The 18,765-nt window shown below is 52.4% G+C and carries 13 protein-coding genes; 11 read left to right on the forward strand and 2 right to left on the reverse strand.

Going from position 1 to position 18,765, the window contains the following annotated elements:
* The first annotated feature begins 185 nt into the window (after positions 1-185).
* From I6E49_RS12550 to I6E49_RS12600, 11 genes are all read left to right on the forward strand, one after another.
* A complete protein-coding gene (locus I6E49_RS12550) occupies positions 186-569 on the forward strand; it encodes an endonuclease domain-containing protein (protein ID WP_235402694.1) in 384 nt (127 codons plus the stop codon).
* A 183-nt stretch (positions 570-752) separates the two neighbouring features.
* Positions 753-1,355, forward strand: coding sequence for a WbqC family protein (locus I6E49_RS12555; RefSeq protein ID WP_235402698.1), 603 nt, complete (start codon positions 753-755; stop codon positions 1,353-1,355).
* Between the two features lie 104 nt (positions 1,356-1,459).
* A complete protein-coding gene (locus I6E49_RS12560) occupies positions 1,460-1,861 on the forward strand; it encodes an acyl-CoA thioesterase (protein ID WP_235402701.1) in 402 nt (133 codons plus the stop codon).
* 225 nt (positions 1,862-2,086) lie between these two features.
* Positions 2,087-3,235, forward strand: coding sequence for an N-acetyltransferase (locus tag I6E49_RS12565; protein ID WP_235402702.1), 1,149 nt, complete (start codon positions 2,087-2,089; stop codon positions 3,233-3,235).
* Positions 3,235-5,187: a DNA topoisomerase IV subunit B gene (locus tag I6E49_RS12570; protein WP_235402704.1), complete on the forward strand. Its 1,953-nt coding sequence runs from the start codon at positions 3,235-3,237 to the stop codon at positions 5,185-5,187. The genes I6E49_RS12565 and I6E49_RS12570 overlap by 1 nt, the downstream gene beginning before the upstream one ends.
* A 26-nt stretch (positions 5,188-5,213) precedes the next feature.
* A complete protein-coding gene (locus tag I6E49_RS12575; RefSeq protein ID WP_235402706.1) occupies positions 5,214-6,779 on the forward strand; it encodes a S41 family peptidase in 1,566 nt (521 codons plus the stop codon).
* Between the two features lie 471 nt (positions 6,780-7,250).
* Positions 7,251-8,216: a PCMD domain-containing protein gene (locus I6E49_RS12580; protein ID WP_235402709.1), complete on the forward strand. Its 966-nt coding sequence runs from the start codon at positions 7,251-7,253 to the stop codon at positions 8,214-8,216.
* A 142-nt stretch (positions 8,217-8,358) separates the two neighbouring features.
* Positions 8,359-9,483 (forward strand): BamA/TamA family outer membrane protein, encoded by a 1,125-nt coding sequence (locus tag I6E49_RS12585; RefSeq protein ID WP_441006979.1) that lies wholly within the window; start codon positions 8,359-8,361, stop codon positions 9,481-9,483.
* A 43-nt stretch (positions 9,484-9,526) separates the two neighbouring features.
* Positions 9,527-12,325 (forward strand): SusC/RagA family TonB-linked outer membrane protein, encoded by a 2,799-nt coding sequence (locus I6E49_RS12590; protein WP_235402713.1) that lies wholly within the window; start codon positions 9,527-9,529, stop codon positions 12,323-12,325.
* Positions 12,326-12,458: 133 nt separating this feature from the next.
* Positions 12,459-14,102: a RagB/SusD family nutrient uptake outer membrane protein gene (locus I6E49_RS12595; protein WP_235402715.1), complete on the forward strand. Its 1,644-nt coding sequence runs from the start codon at positions 12,459-12,461 to the stop codon at positions 14,100-14,102.
* A gap of 20 nt (positions 14,103-14,122) precedes the next feature.
* Entirely contained in the window at positions 14,123-15,832 is a 1,710-nt protein-coding gene (locus I6E49_RS12600; RefSeq protein WP_235402717.1) for a phosphoethanolamine transferase, read from the forward strand.
* A 3-nt stretch (positions 15,833-15,835) separates the two neighbouring features.
* On the opposite strand, the gene I6E49_RS12605 is transcribed toward I6E49_RS12600, so the two are convergent.
* The gene (locus tag I6E49_RS12605) at positions 15,836-17,044 is read right to left on the reverse strand and encodes an ATP-binding protein (protein ID WP_235402721.1); all 1,209 of its coding nucleotides are present in this window, start codon (positions 17,042-17,044) and stop codon (positions 15,836-15,838) included.
* A 324-nt stretch (positions 17,045-17,368) separates the two neighbouring features.
* Positions 17,369-18,676 carry a uracil-xanthine permease family protein gene (locus I6E49_RS12610; RefSeq protein ID WP_235402726.1) on the reverse strand — a complete coding sequence of 436 codons (1,308 nt, stop codon included), beginning with the start codon at positions 18,674-18,676 and terminating at the stop codon, positions 17,369-17,371.
* Positions 18,677-18,765 lie beyond the last annotated feature (89 nt).

Here is an 18,765-nt window from a genome sequence, read left to right on the forward strand (position 1 = left end):
CTCCCCTCCCCCGTAGGGAGGGGAGTGATATGATTTTGTGGAATGGAGAAATAATAAGCCCCACCCCCAGCCCCTCCCCCGCAGGGAGGGGAGTGATGTGATTTTCTTGGTGAGGAAACTTTGGTTTTCTTATTGAGAGTTTTGGGGGCTTTGTTATAGGTTTTTACTTTTAGATATAATGTTATATGAGCAAGAAGGATAGTCCTTATATGATGGCTTCGCCCGACATTTACCCTATACTGAAAGCCAATGCGAGGAAGAATAGGGGAGAGATGACGTTGGCGGAATCATTATTATGGGATTGTCTGAAGGCTGAAATACCAGATTATCATTTCCGTCGACAGCACGTTATCGGGGATTATATAGCAGACTTTGCGTGTCTTTCCAGGCAGTTGGTTATAGAAGTGGATGGCGAATATCATTTCACAGACGAACAGCAATTGCAGGATGAGGCACGCACCGAGTTTCTCAATAAACGAGGCTTTTATGTCATGCGATTCACTAACCAAGAGGTTATGAACGAGATAGACAATGTTATAGAAACAATTGAAGATTTTCTGAATGAATAACTCTCAAGCATTGAATTAATAACTTTCAAATATTGAATGATTAACTCTCAAGTATCAAATAACTCCCAATCATTAAATAGCTTTCAAGCAGCACAGCATACCGCTCCCCTCCCTACGGGGGAGGGGCCGGGGGTGGGGCTTTGCGCTCTTTTGTCTTCTTCCTACTTCCCTCCCATCCAATGGATGCAGAAGCTCCATCGTTATGGGCGCGTGATTGTAGAGCAGCACGACAACTTCTGCAAGCAGACCTATCGCAACCGTTGCCTCATAGCAACAGCCAACGGAGTGCAAGCCCTCACCGTGCCAATCGAACGCTACGACGGAGCAAAATGTCCCATGTGCGACATCCGTATAAGCGACCATGGCGAGTGGCGCCACCAGCATTGGAACGCAATAGTGTCGGCTTACGGCGAGAGTCCGTTCTTTGTGTATTACGAAGACGACATCCGTCCGTTCTTCGAGTGCAAGTGGGAGTATCTCGTCGACTTCAATATGGCGATAACCGAAAAGCTTTGCGAACTCCTCGACGTGCAGCCCAACGTGCAGTTGTCTGACGAATACATCGACGCTGAGGCTCTGCAAGCCCGGCTAAGCGCAGAGGGTGGGGCAGAATTGCGCGTCGACGACTTCCGCGACGCCATCCGTCCGAAGCGTCCTTTGCCCGATGCCGACTTCACTCCGCACCAATACTATCAGGTGCACACGCTGCGCCAGGGGTTCCAGCCCAACATGTCGGCGCTCGACCTGCTCATGAACGAAGGACCCGAAGGAATATTCTATCTGTAGTTTTGAATTTTGAATTTTGAATTTTGAATTGTCGGCTTTGCCGATTTTGAGTTGGACAATTAAGAATTTTGAATTGTTCAACTCAATAAAACAGTAATACAAAAATGGAGGCTAAATACGTTTTTGAAACCGAAATGGAAGTGCGCGACTATGAGTGCGACATCCAGGGCATTGTCAACAATGCCAACTATCTGCATTACACCGAACATACACGCCATCTGTACTTGCAGTCGCTCGGCGTGAGCTTTGCCCGTCTGCACGAGAAGGGCATCGACCCCGTAGTGGCACGAATGAATCTTCAGTATAAGACACCGCTGCGTAGCGACGATGTCTTCGTCTCCAAGCTCGGCATACGCAAGGAAGGTTTGCGCTACATCTTCAATCAGGACATCTTCCGCAAGGCCGACAACCGCCTCTGTCTACGCGCTACAGTCGAACTGGTGTGCCTCATCAACGGCCGACTGGGCAATAGCGAAGACTACGACCGAGCCTTCGGATTTCTATAAAGAGTATGTGTCAAAATGGAAGTGGTAGGAATTTTCGTAAACTCGTTTCGTAGCTTTGCGAAACGTAAATAATTATAAATATTCCGCTGATATTCTTTCGTTTAGCCTTTTTTCTGTACTTTTGCATTCTTAACACTAAGTGTATTGAATTAACAAGTTGCGCCCTCCTGAAGGTCAATACGGGCGCGCTTTTTCAGAGTTATATAACAAAACAGAAAAGAATAGATGTCAGCAGTAGAAATTCGTAAGGTTGAGTCGCGCCGCGACCTCCAGACTTTCATTGATTTTCATTATGACCTTTATGAGGGCAACGAATTCGATGTGCCCAACCTCTACACAGATGAGGTGAACACCCTGCGCAAGGACAAGAATGCAGCATTCGAGTTTTGCGATGCCGAATATTATATGGCTTACAAGGACGGACGCCTCGTAGGACGTGTGGCAGCCATCATCAACAACCGCGCCAACGAACGTTGGAACCGCAAGTCGGTTCGTTTCGGATGGATAGACTTCGTCGACGACCGTGAGGTCTCGGCTGCTTTGTTGAAAGCCGTTGAAGATTACGGACGTTCACATGGCATGACAGAGGTGGTAGGACCGCTCGGTTTCACCGATATGGACCCCGAAGGCATGCTCACCGAAGGCTTCGACCAGCTCGGAACAATGGCTACCATTTACAACTATCCCTACTATCCCGAGCACATTGAGGCGCAGGAGGGATGGATTGTAGACAATAAATATGTAGAGTACAAGATTCTTGTGCCCGACACTATGCCCGACCGCCACGCCAAGCTGGCAAAGATGATACAGCACCGATACAACCTCCGCGTGAAGAAGGTTACGAAGAAGGACATTTTTGAGGGCGGATACGGACGCAAGATATTCGAACTCATCAACACCACATACGCCGACCTTTACGGCTTCTCACAGCTCACCGACCGCCAAATCGACCAGTACATCAACATGTACTTCCCCCTTGCCGACCTCAGCCTCATCACACTCATCGAGGACGCAGGTGCTGACAACAAGCTCGTGGGAGTTGGTATCACCATCCCTTCACTTGCCTACGCATTGCGCAAGTGCAAGCGTGGACGTCTGTTCCCGTTCGGATGGATACACGTTTTGCGCGCCATCAAGCGCCACAAGACCAACATCGTCGACCTACTGCTTGTCGGCGTGCTGCCCGAATATCGCTCAAAGGGAGCCAACGCGCTGCTCTTCTCCGACCTCATTCCGCGCTATCAGAAGTACGGATTCGAGTGGGGCGAGTCGCAGGTGGAGCTTGAGAGCAACGAGAACGTGCAGGGTCAGTGGGGCGATTTTGAATGTGTCTGCCACAAACGCCGCAAGTGCTATAAGAAAGATATAAAGTAATGGAAGAAGAAATCATACAGCCAACAGTCCAATATACCGACGACAACATACGCCACCTGTCCGACATGGAACATGTGCGTACCCGTCCCGGTATGTACATCGGACGCTTGGGCGACGGCAACCTGCCTGAAGACGGCATATATGTGCTGCTCAAGGAGGTTGTCGACAACTCTATCGACGAGTTCAAGATGAATGCCGGTCGTCGCATCGAAATCGATGTCGACGACCGTCTGCGTGTTTCGGTGCGCGACTACGGCCGCGGCATACCCCAGGGTAAGCTCGTCGAGGCTGTATCGGTGCTCAATACCGGAGGCAAGTACGACTCGAAGGCGTTCAAGAAGAGCGTCGGACTGAACGGCGTTGGTGTCAAGGCGGTCAACGCATTGAGCGCTCATTTCGAGGTGAAGTCGTATCGCGACGGAGTGGTAAGAGCGCTTAAGTTTGAGCGCGGCAACCTCATGAGCGACCATACCGAGGACACTACCGACGAGAACGGAACCTTCATCTTCTTCGAGCCCGACCCAACATTGTTCACGGGCTACTCCTTCCACGACGACATCGTGGAGACAATGCTCCGCAACTACACCTATCTTAACACGGGGCTAACCATCATGTACAACGGCCATCGCATCCTTTCGCGCAACGGACTGGCCGACTTGCTCACCGACACAATGACCGTCGACCCCCTTTATCCTATCATTCACATGAAGGGCGAAGACATAGAGATAGCCTTCACACATACCAATCAGTATGGCGAAGAATATCACTCGTTTGTCAACGGACAGCATACCACTCAGGGCGGAACTCATCAGAGCGCGTTCAAGGAGCACATCGCCCGCACCATCAAGGACTTTTTCGGCAAGAACTATGAGTTCACCGACATTCGTAACGGTCTGGTTGCAGCCATAGCCATCAATGTTGAGGAGCCGATGTTTGAGAGTCAGACCAAGATTAAGCTCGGTTCGCTGCAGATGGCACCCGAAGGCGAAAGCATAAACAAGTACGTAGGCGACTTCGTGAAGCTCGAAGTGGACAACTATCTGCATATACATGCCGACGTGGCTGAGGTGATGCAGCAGAAGATAACGGAAAGTGAGCGCGAGCGAAAGGCAATGGCTGGCGTGACAAAGCTCGCCCGTGAGCGTGCCAAGAAGGCCAATCTGCACAACCGCAAGCTGCGCGACTGCCGCATACATTATTCCGATGCCAAGAACGAGCGCAAGGAAGAGTCGAGCATATTCATCACCGAGGGCGACTCGGCGAGCGGATCGATCACCAAGAGCCGCGATGTCAACACCCAGGCTGTATTCTCCCTGCGAGGCAAACCCCTCAATTCGTACGGACTGACCAAGAAGGTTGTGTACGAGAATGAGGAGTTCAACCTGCTCCAGGCCGCCCTCGACATAGAGGACGGATTGGACTCTCTGCGCTACAACAAGGTGATCGTGGCAACCGATGCCGATGTAGACGGCATGCACATACGCCTGCTCATCATCACATTCTTCCTGCAGTTCTTCCCCGACCTTATCAAGAAGGGCCACGTATACGTGTTGCAGACACCGCTGTTCCGCGTCCGCAACCGCCGAACGAAGATAAAGAACAAGCAAGCCATAGCCGATGCCGACGCCCGACTGACCGGAAAGGAGAAGAAGAGCGACTTCATCACACGCTACTGCTATAGCGATGAGGAGCGCCAGCAGGCAATACGCGACCTCGGACCCGACCCCGAGATAACACGATTCAAGGGCCTCGGCGAGATCTCACCCGAAGAGTTTGCCCACTTCATTGGTCCCGAGATGCGACTCGAACAAGTCACCCTGCACAAGACCGACCAAGTGCAGAAACTCCTCGAATACTACATGGGCAAGAACACCATGGAACGTCAGAACTTCATTATCGACAATCTTGTGGTGGAAGAAGACCTGCCCGAGGACACCTTCTTCGAAGAATAACATCTATGCCAAATAACAATCAACAAATGAAAACAATCAAAGCTCTGCTTGTACTGCTCCTTACCATAGTGGCAGCAGCGAGCGTCAACGCCCAGAAACTGCACCCTCTGCGCAAACTTCAGTTAGCCGAAATGGCCATATCGCAGCTTTATGTCGACACGGTCAACCAGCAGAAGCTCGTCGAGGACGCCATACGCGGAATGCTGAAGGAACTCGACCCACACTCGCTCTATTCCACTGCCAAGGAGACAAAGGCGCTGAACGAGCCGCTCAACGGATCGTTCGACGGCATCGGAGTGCAGTTCAACATGGTTGAGGACACCCTGCTCATCATACAGCCCGTGTCGAAAGGCCCGTCAGAGAAGGTAGGAATACTCGCCGGCGACCGCATAATCACCGTTGCCGACACCGCCATTTCGGGCGTAAAGATGGAACGTTCGGAGATAATGCGACGTCTGCGCGGACCCCGCGGTTCGAAAATCAAGCTCGGCATCAAACGCCGTGGCGTCGACGAACTGCTCTACTTTGACGTGACACGAGCCAAGATACCCGTATATTCGGTCGATGCCTACTACATGATACGCCCCCGTGTGGGATATATACGTATCGGATCGTTCGGTGCAACGACCTATGCCGAGTTCATGAAGGCCGTAGACACCCTGCAGACGCAAGGCATGCGCGACCTCATCATCGACCTTCAGGAGAACGGCGGAGGCTATCTGCAGGCAGCAGTGAAGATAATCGAGGAGTTCCTGCAGAAGAACGACCTCATCGTTTATACCGAAGGACGCGCCCAGCGACGCATGGAATACCGCGCAACGGGCAACGGCCGACTCACAAAGGGCAAGGTTTACGTCCTCGTCAACGAATACTCAGCCTCAGCAGCAGAGATTCTGGCTGGTGCAATGCAAGACCAGGACCGTGGCACAATCATAGGCCGACGCTCGTTCGGCAAGGGTCTCGTGCAGCGCCCTATCGATTTTGAAGACGGATCGATGATACGACTCACCATAGCCCACTACTATACGCCCTCAGGACGCTGCATACAGAAGCCGTATGCAAAGGGCGACCAGGAGGATTACGCTATGGACATAGAGAAACGATTCAAGCATGGCGAGCTGTATTCTGCCGATTCGATACACTTTGCCGACTCGCTGAAGTATCAGACGTTGCGCCGTCACCGCACCGTTTACGGCGGTGGAGGCATCATGCCCGACGTTTTTGTGCCCCTCGACACAACGCAGTTCTCCCTCCTGCATCGTCAGATTGCAGCCCGTTCGCTCATCGTCAACGCCACCCTGCATTATGTAGACCAGCACCGTCAGGAGCTCAAGTCGCGCTACACATCGTTCGACGACTTCTATAGCAACTACACCGTGCCGCAGTCGATGACCGACAGTATCTTTGCCGAGGCAGAACGCCTGAAACTCAAAGGCTACTCGAAGGAAGAGTGCGACAAGACCCTGCCCATGCTCAAGGTGCAGCTCAAGGCGCTCATAGCACGCGACATCTGGGACATGAACGAGTACTATCGCATAATGAACGAGCAGAACCGCATCGTACAGAAGGCTGTAGAGATAGCCACGAAATAATCGGGACGTATAGCTTAAATCACCTATATAATATCCCAAAACAGCCAAAAAACAAGGCTGGATGGAAACTTTTAACAATAAAAGAGTTTCCATTCAGCCTTTTTTATTTACCTTTGTGGCTTAAATTCAGCTACATACAGCATTTGCGACACATCTATGTAACGTCTGTTACGTGTCCCGCAAGCAGCCAGAAGAGGCTCTCTCGCAACGGCTCATATCCCATGTGTCGTGCCCAAGGGCCCTCCCCGCATTTCAAAAGGACTCCTTTCGGGCTGCAAAAGGACTCGTTTTGGAAGGCAAAAGGACTCCTTTTGGACAGCAAAACGACCCCTTTTGCAATGCAAATGTAGTCCTTTTGCAATGCCATATCAATTTGAGCTGAAAACAAGACATATACAACGATAGTTTTAAGATGTAAAAAGAACTATATCTTTTAGAAAATAACAACAAGTTAATCAAAACACAACAGCAATGAATCATTCTACATGCAAGACTGTGTTGACAGCCATTTTATCCCTCGCCGTGTCGCTCACGTCAATGGCACAGGGCAAGTTCGTACCGTTCAAGTATGGCAATTTCGATACTTGGGTGACACGTCAGATACACGAGTCGGCTGTTATCGGCGGACAGACCAAGACCCTCTACGAGATAGGACCCAACCGATCGCTCTCTGGCAACAACCCATACGTCAACCTCGGCGGTTCGCCCTGGGGCACCAGCAACGTCATGGCTAAGGTGTCGGGCATCACCAAGACCAACAATTCGGTGTATCGCGACAACCACGCATCGGGCCATTGCGCCAAGATGACTACACATATCGAGACCTGCAAGGTTCTGGGACTCATCAACATCAAGGTGCTTGCAGCCGGAAGCATATTCCTCGGCGACATGAAGGAGCCTATCACAGGCACCAAGGACGGCCCCAAGGCGCTCAACTTCGGCATCCCCTTCACACACCGTCCTAAGGCATTGCGCTACGACTACAAGGTACAGGTGCCCGGAACCCCCAACCGTATTCGTCAGACCGGATTCTCGAAGGTGACCACAGTGCCCGGACCCGACTACTGCATAGCAATGCTGCTGCTGCAGAAGCGCCACGAGGACGCCAACGGCAACATCACCGCACAGCGCGTAGGCACCGTCGTTGTGAAGTACGGCAAGTCTACCGGCGGATGGGTTGAGGACGCTACCTACGAGATTCATTACGGCAACATCACCGGCAAGTCGTTCTACAACGCTGCCACTATGGGGCTGCGCTCTCACGACTACGCCCGCAACTCTAAGGGAAAGAGCGTGCTCGTGAAGGAAACCGGATGGGCTCCGGCCGACGCTACGCCTACACACATAGTGCTGCAGTTCTCGTCGAGCCACGGCGGAGCATACGTTGGCACTGTAGGCAACACGTTCTGGGTGGACAATGTTGGTCTTGTATATTAAAATGCATGGCTTGTCAGCCAGTTGTACTGGCCTTATATATTAATAATGTAAGCAAGCAATTCAAAACTCAAAACTCAAAATTCAAAACTCATCCATGCTCCATCGCTCACTAATCGCAATAGCCGTCATGCTGTTTTCGGCAATGCCGATGGCGGCGGCAGAGCCGGTCGACACCGCAGCCGTAGACACTTCAGCAGTGAAGACAACGCATAAGCGCGGATTCATGACCCGCTTTCTCGACTACTTCAACGATGCCAACAAGGAGAAGAAGAACAAGCGCTTCGACTTCAGCATAATAGGCGGACCACACTACAGCACCGACACCAAGCTCGGACTGGGACTCGTGGCTGCCGGACTCTATCGTTCCGACCCCACCGACTCGCTCTCGGCACCCAGCAACGTGTCGCTCTTCGGCGACGTCTCGACCGTGGGCTTCTACATGCTCGGCGTTCGCGGCACGCACAAGTTCCCCCGCGACACCCATCGCATTGACTATACGCTCTACTTCTATTCCTTCCCCTGCTACATCTGGGGCTTGGGCTACGACATGGGCGACAACGACGACAACAAGAGCAAGATGAAACGGTGGCAGGCGCAGGCCAAAGCCAGCTGGCTCATACGCACAACCGACAATCTGTTCGTAGGTCCTACCGTAGCATTCGACTACGTTTGGGGCCACGACATGGACCGTCCTGAACTCATCGAGGGCCAGCGCCGCGTATCGTTCAACTCCGGTGCCGGACTGACTCTGCTCTACGACACGCGCGACAATCTCACAGCGCCGCACGAAGGCGTATTCCTTCAGGTGCAGCAGTTGTTCCGACCCAAGTTCATGGGCAACAAATGCGCCTTCTCAACTACCGATTTGCGCATGGACGCCTATCTGCCCATGTGGAAGGGAGCCACTCTTGCAGGCGACCTGCGCACGCAGTTCAACTTCGGCAACCCCCAATGGTCGATGCTTGCACTCCTTGGCGACAGCTATTCCATGCGCGGATACTATCAGGGCAGATACCGCGACAAGCACAAAGTGGAGGCGCAGATAGAGCTGCGACAGCACGTATGGCGACGCAACGGCATCGTGCTGTGGGCAGGAGCAGGCACAGTGTTCCCCAAGTTCAGCCAGATAAAGATGAACCATATACTGCCCAACTACGGCATAGGCTATCGCTGGGAATTCAAGAAGAACGTCAACGTACGTCTTGACTACGGACTCGGCAAATCAGGACAGAGCGGATTTATCTTCAATATAAACGAAGCTTTCTAAGCAGCCCCTTAACAATCCTTTTGAACTAACAATACTTTATATAATGATTTTGAACAAAAAGCTAATCATGGCTTTGCTCGCGACGGGCATTAGTGCAAACACATTTGCAGCCGAAGACTCAGACAATCCCGACCAGACAGACTCGTATCGCGACACGCTCAAGATTAACGAGATAGTCGTAGTGGGCTATGGCAAGATGCGCCGAAAGGACGTCACCAGCTCAATCACTACCATCCAGTCGGCCGATCTCAACAAGGGTGTGTACACATCGCCTGCACAATTGCTGCAAGGCAAGGTGCCCGGACTCACCGTTTCAAACAGCGGCGACCCCAACGCCGCTCCTTCCATCACCCTGCGAGGCGCTTCAACACTGCGCACGGGTGCAGCTATGGAACCTTATTATATAGTCGACGGCGTGCCAGGTGTCGACCTCTCGCTCGTAGCAACCGACGATATCGAGTCAATCGATATCCTTCGCGACGCTACAGCCACCGCCATCTACGGCTCAAAGGCAGCCAACGGCGTTATCATCGTCACCACAAAGCACGGCTCGGCAGGCTCGGCTCGCGTCACATACAACGGCTATGCAGCCGTAGAGTCAGTGGCTAAGTATCTCGACCTCGCCTCAGCCGACGAGCTAAGAGCATACGCCAAGCAGCACAACTTTACACTGCCAAACGATATGGGCGGCAATGTCGACTGGCAGAAGGAGGTGCAGCGCACCGGACTGTCGCACAGTCACAACCTCGCCGTGTCGGGTGGCAACGCCCGTTCGGGCTACAACGTGTCGCTGAGCTACCTCAACCATCAGGGCATAATACGCTCGTCAGAACTTGAACGTTTCGGAGCACGTGCGCTGGCACATTCTAAAGTGTTGAAGGATCATCTGCAGTTGTCGCTCGGCGTAAACGGTAGCCAGACCACCAAGAAAGGTATTGAAGCGCAGGAGCAGGGCGTCAGCGTCACAGATGCAATGGTCTACTACTCGCCATGTCAACCCGTGCGCAACAACAACGGCTCATGGAGCGAGTCAACCAGCACAACCCAGTACTACAACCCGCTCTCGATGATCAACGAGGATACCAATCAGAACATCTACCGACGCATGCAGCTCACCGGAAAGGGTGAACTCACCATCCTGCCTGACCTCACCTGGACCGCACAATACTCTTATCTGTACAACCAGAACGTCCTGTCGGAGTATCACTCTATCAAATCGCAGATTGTGAAGACACACGGTCAGGCCACACGCTCTACATATATGGACAACAAGCAGGTGTTCGAAACCTTCGGCAACTTCACACACAGCTTCCCCGGCTATCACCGGCTGGGCGTCATGCTGGGCTATTCGTGGGAACAGAACAACGAGAACGACGGCTTCGGACTTACCGTCAAGGACTTCTACAACGACGCCGTGAAGTACTACAACCTCACATATGCCAACCAGATTGACGGCATTGACGCCGTAGAGAGCGGCGCCGAGTCTACACTTCGAATGATTTCGTTCTACGGACGCGTCAACTACTCGTTCGCTTCGCGCTACAACTTCCAGGCAACATTGCGCCGCGACGGTTCATCGGCATTCGGCAAGAACCACCGTTGGGCTACATTCCCCTCGTTTTCGGCTGCTTGGCGCATTGCCGAAGAGGAATGGGTGCGCAACCTCGGCATCTTCTCCGACCTCAAGCTGCGCGTCGGCTACGGCGTATCGGGCAACTCGCTCGGCTTCGACGCATATTCGGCACGACGCACTTACGGCGTGAGCGGATGGTTCACATACATCGACGCCAACGGAGTGGCATCCAACAAGCACACACTTGCCGCCACCAACAACGCCAACCCCGACCTTAAATGGGAGCGCACCGGCATGTTCAACATCGGCATCGACTTCGGATTCTTCGACTCGCGACTCACAGGTACAATCGAATATTACGACAAGCGCACGTCCGACCTTATATATTATTATCCCGTCTCTACCAACCGATTCCCCTTCGGTACAATGACTGCCAACGTGGGCGACATCACCAACCGAGGCATTGAGATAACAATCAACGCCATTCCGGTTCGGAACGAGGACTGGCAGTGGACTTCGTCGCTCAATCTGTCGCACAACAGCAACCGTGTAAAGAAACTATCCAACGCCGCTTATTCTGTAAGCTATCAGGATTTGGCTTACCCCTGGATTGCAGGCAACACCGGAGTGGCTGTACAACGACTTATGGAGGGCAGCCCGATCGGACAGTTCTACACCTACGAATTTGCCGGACACGACGAGAACGGAGTTTCGCAGTTCTGGGTACACGACCCCGTTACGGGCCAGCGTACGGGCGAAAAGACCATCAAGCCAGTCGATACCGACCGCACCAAGACCGGTTCGGCACAGCCAAAGCTCACACTCGGATGGAACAACACAGTCTCTTACAAGAACTGGGATCTAACGCTCTTCTTCCAGGGAGTATTCGGCAACAAGATATTCAACGCTCTTCGGGCACAGTACAACAGCGTGACATTGATAACGCAGGGCAAGAACGTCTTCCGCGAAGCACTCACCAAGCAGAACTTTGGCGACGTAAACTCGCAGTCGCCGTCCGACCGTTACATCGAGAACGGATCGTTCCTGCGCCTCTCGTCAATGTCGTTGAGCTACGACTTCGGCCGTCTGCACGGATGGGTCAACAACCTTTCGGTGTACGCTACTTGCAACAACGTGTTCACGCTGACATCGTATAAGGGTTGCGACCCGGAAGTTTCGCTCGGCGGACTGACCCCCGGCATCGACTGGCGCAAGGATTATTATCCACACACACGTACGTTCATGCTCGGAATGAAGGTCAGCTTCTAAAACAGAGCAAGCCCTGCCAAGCCTTCACAAGCATTGGCTCAGCAATGCCCCAAAAGGCTCAGCAATGCCCAAAGAGGCTTAGTCAGGCCTAGTAAGGACCCATAACATCAATAATCAATCATTAAAATTAAGAATGAACAAATCGCTTCTTTTCGCGTTCGTATCATCGCTTTTGGTGCTTGCAACAAGCTGCACCAACCTCGATGTCGACGTGAAATCAAAATATACCGACTATCCAACGGAGTCGGAGGTGGCTCTTGAGGCCAAGATGGCAGACGTGTATTATGCCTTCCGCAAGCAGTTGGGCGACAACTACAATCGCATACAGTCGTTCTCGTCAGACGAGGTTGCGGGCATCAGTTTTGGTGGCGACTACTACGACAACGGCGAAAACGTCAACCCGACGCTCCACAACTTCAACCCCGAAGACAAACCCTTGAACTACTGGGCAGACCTTGCTTCGGGCATAACCAAGTGCAATCAGGTGATAGAAGACCTCGGCGGCGACAACGCCAAACCCGAAGTGACAGCCCCGGCACGTGTAATGCGCGCCTTCTATCACTTCATTCTGATGGATAGTTTTGGCGATGTGCCCATACTCGACCGCCTTCCCGATGACAACAAGGCTGTAAGCCGCGAGCCACGACGCAAGGTTGCCGAGTTCATCGAGACCGAACTGAAGGATTGTCTGCCCTTGCTCACCAAACAAGTGAACGTCGGCACCTACGGCAAACCTACCTACTGGATGGCTGAGGCGCTGCTCGTGAAGCTATACATCAACTGGGCTGTGTACACAGCCGACGACGTTGCCGACTACGATGCAGCCACTTCGCCCAACGAGAAGCTTGACGAATGTGTGCGTCTGTGCGACGACATCATGCAGAACGGACCCTTCGACCTCTCTGACAGCTATCGCAAGAAGTTCCTGTACGACAACGGAGCGCACATAAAGGACTTCATCTATGCCATGCCTTACGACAAGGTCAGCGCCCAGGGAATGAAATACGGACGCTGGCGCACATTCCGCAAGGTCGACAATGGCGAGACAATAGGCTATCTTGGTGGCAAGATGAACCTCTCGTGCGCAGGTATATTTGCCCTCAACGAGGAGTATTCTAATCTCTTCACACTGCCCGGCGACGACCGCAACGAGATAATCCTCGGTGCCACAACCGACGGAAAGGTGTTCATACACGACGCCGTTACGGGCGAGCCTACAGCCAATCCGTATATATACAACGGCAGTCAGCTCGTGCTTTCGAAGAAGATACACCTCGTAGACGATTCCGAGGCTGCACGCCAGCGCATCAACTGCGGCTCCAGCCCTACCGGATGGAGCCAGGGCTATCGCTCGTTGAAGTTCTATCCCAACCCCAACGAGTATTCGGGTTACAACCGCAACCAGAGCAACGACGTTCCTATCTTCCGCCTTGCCGACATCATCCTGACCAAGGCCGAGGCTCTGCTGCGTGGCGCACGTGCCACCAATGCCGACACGCCACAGTCGCTGCTCAATCAGATACGTGCCTATGTGCATGCCCCGGAGTTTGCCGGCAAGCCCACATTGCATGACCTTCTCGACGAGCGCGGACGTGAATTCGTCGACGAAAACTGGCGTCGCAACGACATGATACGCTTCGGCACATTCGAGAGCGAATATGGTTTCCACGTCAACGGTTTCCCCGGCGCACGCTTCGACAAGTCGTGCCGCATACTGCCGGTGCCCAAGGCCATCATGGAGGAGAACCAGAACTGGGAACAGAACAAAGGTTATTAATAATGTGTTGACTCATTAAAATGAAATTACGCTTATTACTCTCTCCACGCTTCCTCTTCTTCTATATGGTGCTGTCGCTTGCCGTTCCCAACGTGGCATTGTGCTTCACCGAGAACACACCGCTTATGGCCGATGTGGTAGGCGTGCTGCTTCCGCTGTCGCTATACGCCCTGATTATGTCCGTTTCGCGTAATGTAGGGCGCATGGTGTGGATACTTTTCCTGCTGGTTTTCTTCGCTGCGTTCCAGATGGTGCTCGTCTATCTGTACGGCAACGGCGTGATAGCCGTTGACATGTTCCTCAATCTCGTCACCACCAACCCCGGCGAGGCTATGGAACTGCTCGACAATCTGGTGCCAGCCGTTGCAGGCGTGTTCATACTCTATCTGCCCTTGCTCACAATAGCAGCATGGCAGTGGATAAAGGGTGTGCGCATCGACCGCCAGTTCCAGCGCAAGATGCAGCGTATGTCGCTGTATATGGTGCTGCCCTTGGCAATAGCGCTTGCAGGATGCTATGTGGCTTATCCGCAGGGCAATGAGAAGAAGGGCAAGTTTGAATATCACATCGAGGACAATATGTATCCCGTCAATGTGTTCTACAATCTTGGTCTGGCGGTGCAGGAGAGTTCGCTGTCGGCACATTACAATGATAATGTAGCCTGTTTCCGCTTCAACGCAGTGTCGGAGCATCCGAAGGATTCTGCCGAAGTGTATGTGCTCGTGGTGGGCGAGACCGCCCGCTCGCGCAACTTCCAGCTGTATGGCTACGACCGCCCGACCAATCCGCTGCTCAGCAATACCTCAGGACTGCTCGTGTTCAGCAACGTGCGCACGCAGTCGAACACCACACACAAGAGCGTACCGATGCTGCTGACCGCCGCAACAGCCGACGATCACGACCGCCTGTATCGCGAAAAGGGAATACTCGCTGCCTTCCGCGAGGCAGGATTCTACACCGTGTTCCTCTCAAACCAGAAGCCCAACCACTCGTATATCGACTTCCTGGGCAACCAGGCGGACGAACATCTCTTCATACGAGAGGCTGATGACGACTCCGCAGCAGCCGCCGCTGACGGCAAAGCTAACGATGTAGTGGCTCAAACGAGCGACGAGCGCCTGCTGCCGTTCCTCAACAAGGCTATGGCTGAGGGACACAAGAAGCTGTTTGTGGTGCTGCACATGTACGGTTCGCACTTCAACTATCGCGACCGCTATCCACAATCACGTGCCCGCTTTATGCCCGACACGCCCACCGATGCAAAACCCGACAACCGTCCGCAGCTCGTCAACGCCTACGACAACACCATTCTGCAGACCGACTACATCCTGCACAGCATCATCGAGAAGCTGCGCTCTACCCGAGCCGTTGCCGCAATGATGTACACGTCCGACCATGGCGAGAACATATTCGACGACTCGCGCCGCTTGTTCCTGCACGCTGCGCCACGTCCGTCGGAGTACGACACCGACGTGCCGCTGCTCGTGTGGACCTCGGAGGCTTACGGCCGTGAGCACGCTACGACAGTAGACGCATTGAAGTCGAACCTCAACAAGGGTGTGCAGACCAGCGCTTCGGTATTCCCGACGATGCTCAGCATAGGCGGCATAAGCACCAAGGCACGTGTAGACAGCCTCTCGCTCACCAATCCACGTTACCGTATGGGCACGCGCCTCTATCTCAACGACCATAACCATGCAGTGCCCCTGAAGATGTACGGAATAGAGTAGGGGTTACAGGCTGACATCGCCCATCATCCATCTCAATGCATTCACACGCTTAATGCCGTCGTAGTCGGCGGTAGGATCTTCATCGAGCGTGAGAATGTATTTGGGATATTGGTCGTTAATCTGCTGTAGTGAGGCCAGTTCTCGTTGCAGTGTTGTTTCGTCTCTAACGGTTGCTGCCACTTGATAGTAACTGATATTGTTCTCGTCGATAGCCACAAAGTCAACCTCAAGGCTGTCCATCTTTCCCACATACACTTTTTTCTGGCGGTGCAGCAGTTCCAGATAGACAATGTTCTCGAGTATTCTGCCGGCATCGAACGAGCGCGAGCCGAGAAGCATACGTCTCAGACCGATGTCAACGAGATAGTACTTGCCAAGCGTCTTGAGCAGTTGTTTGCCCTTGATATTGTAGCGTTTGGTTTCGTAGACGAAGAAAGTTTCGCACAGAGCCGACAGATAACGCTCTACTGTTTTTTGGTCAATTTTCCTTCCATCGGCTGTCATTATGTCGGCAATACGTTTGGTTGAAAGTATGTTGCCGATATTGTCGGCAGTAAATCGTATAACGCTTTCAAGCATCATGACGTCGGGCAGTCTCTTGCGGGCCATAATATCCTTCACCACAATGGTGTTGTACACACCGGTAAGGTAGTCGATGATTTCGCTGTACGTACCAAGCTCAATGGTGTATGGGAAACTGCTTCTTGTTATGTAGTCAGTATATGCCTGCGGCAGATTGTTGCTGCTGTCGGTGCCTTCGACATATTCCTTGAACGACAGAGGCAACATGGCAATCTCGATATATCTTCCCGACAGCAGTGTGGCAATCTCGCTCGACAGCATATAGGCGTTCGAGCCCGTGACGTAGAGGTCGACCGTAGGTTTCAGATTCAGACTGTTGATAATGTCGGGGAAATCGCTGACGTGCTGAATTTCGTCAAAGAATATATACGTCATGCGGTCTTGCAGGATAAGCGGCTTTATGTAGGCATTCAGATTGTGAGGATTGCGAAGCTCGTAGTTGTCGTAATCCTCAAAGTTAAGGTATATAATCTGGTTGTCCTTGACTCCATTGCCCAAGAGCCAGTCGCGGAAAATCTCCATAATAGTTGATTTTCCACAACGGCGTATTCCCGTTATCACCTTTATGATGTTCTTGTCTTTAAAGGCTATGAGTTTGTTGAGATAAGCTGTACGTTCTATTCGTTTCATGTGGCGGTTTGGTTTTATCTGCCGCTAATTTACACTTTTTTTAGGATAAATCGTCCTAAAACCGCCCCGTATTTGAAAGTTTTAGGATGATTTGTCCTAAAACTTCTCGGTTTAATGAAGTTTTAGGATGAGCCGTCCTAAAACTATTGCATTACAGCCATTATTTGAGGCGTTTTCAAAAGGAGTCCTTTTGCCCTTCAAATGTAGTCCTTTTGCATGCCAAAAGGAGTCCTTTTACAACACAAAAGGAGCCCTTTTGGAAAGCAAAAGGACTCCTTTTTTTTATGCCTATGGCAATATCACTAAAATAGTAGGTTTTTTGTTCTACTCGCCCATCACCTTTTTCGGCAATACAAGATTGAGTATAACGGCAAGCAGGAACACTACAGCCACGCAGTTTTCGGCAAATACGGTGCGCACGATTTCGGGGAATATGGCAAACATTCCGGTGGCTTGGGTGAAGCCAAGGCCTACACTGAGCGACAGACTGACAATGACCATGTTGCGCTGTGAGAAACCTGCGCGTGCCATCATGCCGAATCCGGCAAACAGAATGCTTCCGAACATCATGATAGTACAGCCGCCGAGCACAGCCTGCGGGATTGTGGTAAGGGCGGCACCGATAGCGGGGAACACGCCGCCGATAATCATCACCACAGCACCTACGCCGATAGTGAAGCGGTTGACGACACCCGATATGGCTGCCAGACCTACGTTCTGGCTGAACGATGTGATTGGAGTACAGCCGAACAGACCCGATACAGAGCTGACAAAACCGTCGCAGCAGATGGCAGAACCCATCTCCTTGGTCTCAGGGTCGCGCTTCAAGGCGCTGTTGCAGAGTGCTGAAGTGTCGCCGATAGTCTCAGTTGCCGACACAAGATATACGGCTACTACAGAGAGGATGGCGCCGATGTTGAACTCGGGAGTGAAGGGAATTAAGCGCGGCAGGGCAATGATGGAATGTCCGCTGAGGCTGTCGAAGTTGACCATTCCCATGAAGCAGGCGAGCACATAGCCCACGATGAGGCCCACAAGAACCGAAAGCGAGCGCAGGAAACCCTTGGCAAACACCTGGCAAAGCAGGCAGGCAAGAAGCGTTACGGTGCCCACAATCCAGTTGTTCATGCTGCCGAAGTCGGGCGCACCCATACCTCCTGCAAACGAGTTGGCTCCGATGGGCAGGAGCGAGAAGCCGATAGCCGTAACGACGGTAGCCGAAACGACATGCGGGATGAGCTTGATCCAGTACTTGACGAAGAGTCCGAGCAGTCCCTCAACAAGACCGCCGACGATGACGGCACCTATAAGCGTGCCCATACCGTATGTTCCGGCAATGCCGATGGCAAGCGAGAGGAACGTGAACGATATGCCCATCACGATAGGCAGACGCGAACCTATGCGCCATACGGGGAAGAGCTGCACCAGAGTACCGATACCGGCAATCACCATACAGTTCTGTATGAGCGCGGCACTGACTGCGCTGTCGAGTCCGACGGCAGCGGCAAGAATCATGATTGGAGTGATGTTGCTGACAAACATGGCCAGCACGTGCTGTAGACCGAACGGGAGAGCTTTTCCCAACGGCACTCTACCGTCAAGTCGGTAGAGATTCTCAGAGGAATTTGACATTGTTTTTATATGTAAATAACTCAAGTTTCGGATTTAGACTTTGAGGTTGAATTTATTGTATAAAAAAGGCTTTGAGTATTTCCGTATGT

It is taken from the genome of Leyella stercorea, from assembly GCF_021531655.1.

What these genes read in the sequence shown, in the direction of transcription:
- I6E49_RS12550 (WP_235402694.1), top strand. Translation starts at nt 186, where the DNA reads ATGAGCAAGAAGGATAGTCCTTATATGATGGCTTCGCCCGACATTTAC.
- I6E49_RS12555 (WP_235402698.1), top strand. Translation starts at nt 753, where the DNA reads ATGCAGAAGCTCCATCGTTATGGGCGCGTGATTGTAGAGCAGCACGAC.
- I6E49_RS12560 (WP_235402701.1), top strand. Translation starts at nt 1,460, where the DNA reads ATGGAGGCTAAATACGTTTTTGAAACCGAAATGGAAGTGCGCGACTAT.
- I6E49_RS12565 (WP_235402702.1), top strand. Translation starts at nt 2,087, where the DNA reads ATGTCAGCAGTAGAAATTCGTAAGGTTGAGTCGCGCCGCGACCTCCAG.
- I6E49_RS12570 (WP_235402704.1), top strand. Translation starts at nt 3,235, where the DNA reads ATGGAAGAAGAAATCATACAGCCAACAGTCCAATATACCGACGACAAC.
- I6E49_RS12575 (WP_235402706.1), top strand. Translation starts at nt 5,214, where the DNA reads ATGAAAACAATCAAAGCTCTGCTTGTACTGCTCCTTACCATAGTGGCA.
- I6E49_RS12580 (WP_235402709.1), top strand. Translation starts at nt 7,251, where the DNA reads ATGAATCATTCTACATGCAAGACTGTGTTGACAGCCATTTTATCCCTC.
- I6E49_RS12585 (WP_441006979.1), top strand. Translation starts at nt 8,359, where the DNA reads ATGCCGATGGCGGCGGCAGAGCCGGTCGACACCGCAGCCGTAGACACT.
- I6E49_RS12590 (WP_235402713.1), top strand. Translation starts at nt 9,527, where the DNA reads ATGATTTTGAACAAAAAGCTAATCATGGCTTTGCTCGCGACGGGCATT.
- I6E49_RS12595 (WP_235402715.1), top strand. Translation starts at nt 12,459, where the DNA reads ATGAACAAATCGCTTCTTTTCGCGTTCGTATCATCGCTTTTGGTGCTT.
- I6E49_RS12600 (WP_235402717.1), top strand. Translation starts at nt 14,123, where the DNA reads ATGAAATTACGCTTATTACTCTCTCCACGCTTCCTCTTCTTCTATATG.
- I6E49_RS12605 (WP_235402721.1), bottom strand. Translation starts at nt 17,044, where the DNA reads ATGAAACGAATAGAACGTACAGCTTATCTCAACAAACTCATAGCCTTT.
- I6E49_RS12610 (WP_235402726.1), bottom strand. Translation starts at nt 18,676, where the DNA reads ATGTCAAATTCCTCTGAGAATCTCTACCGACTTGACGGTAGAGTGCCG.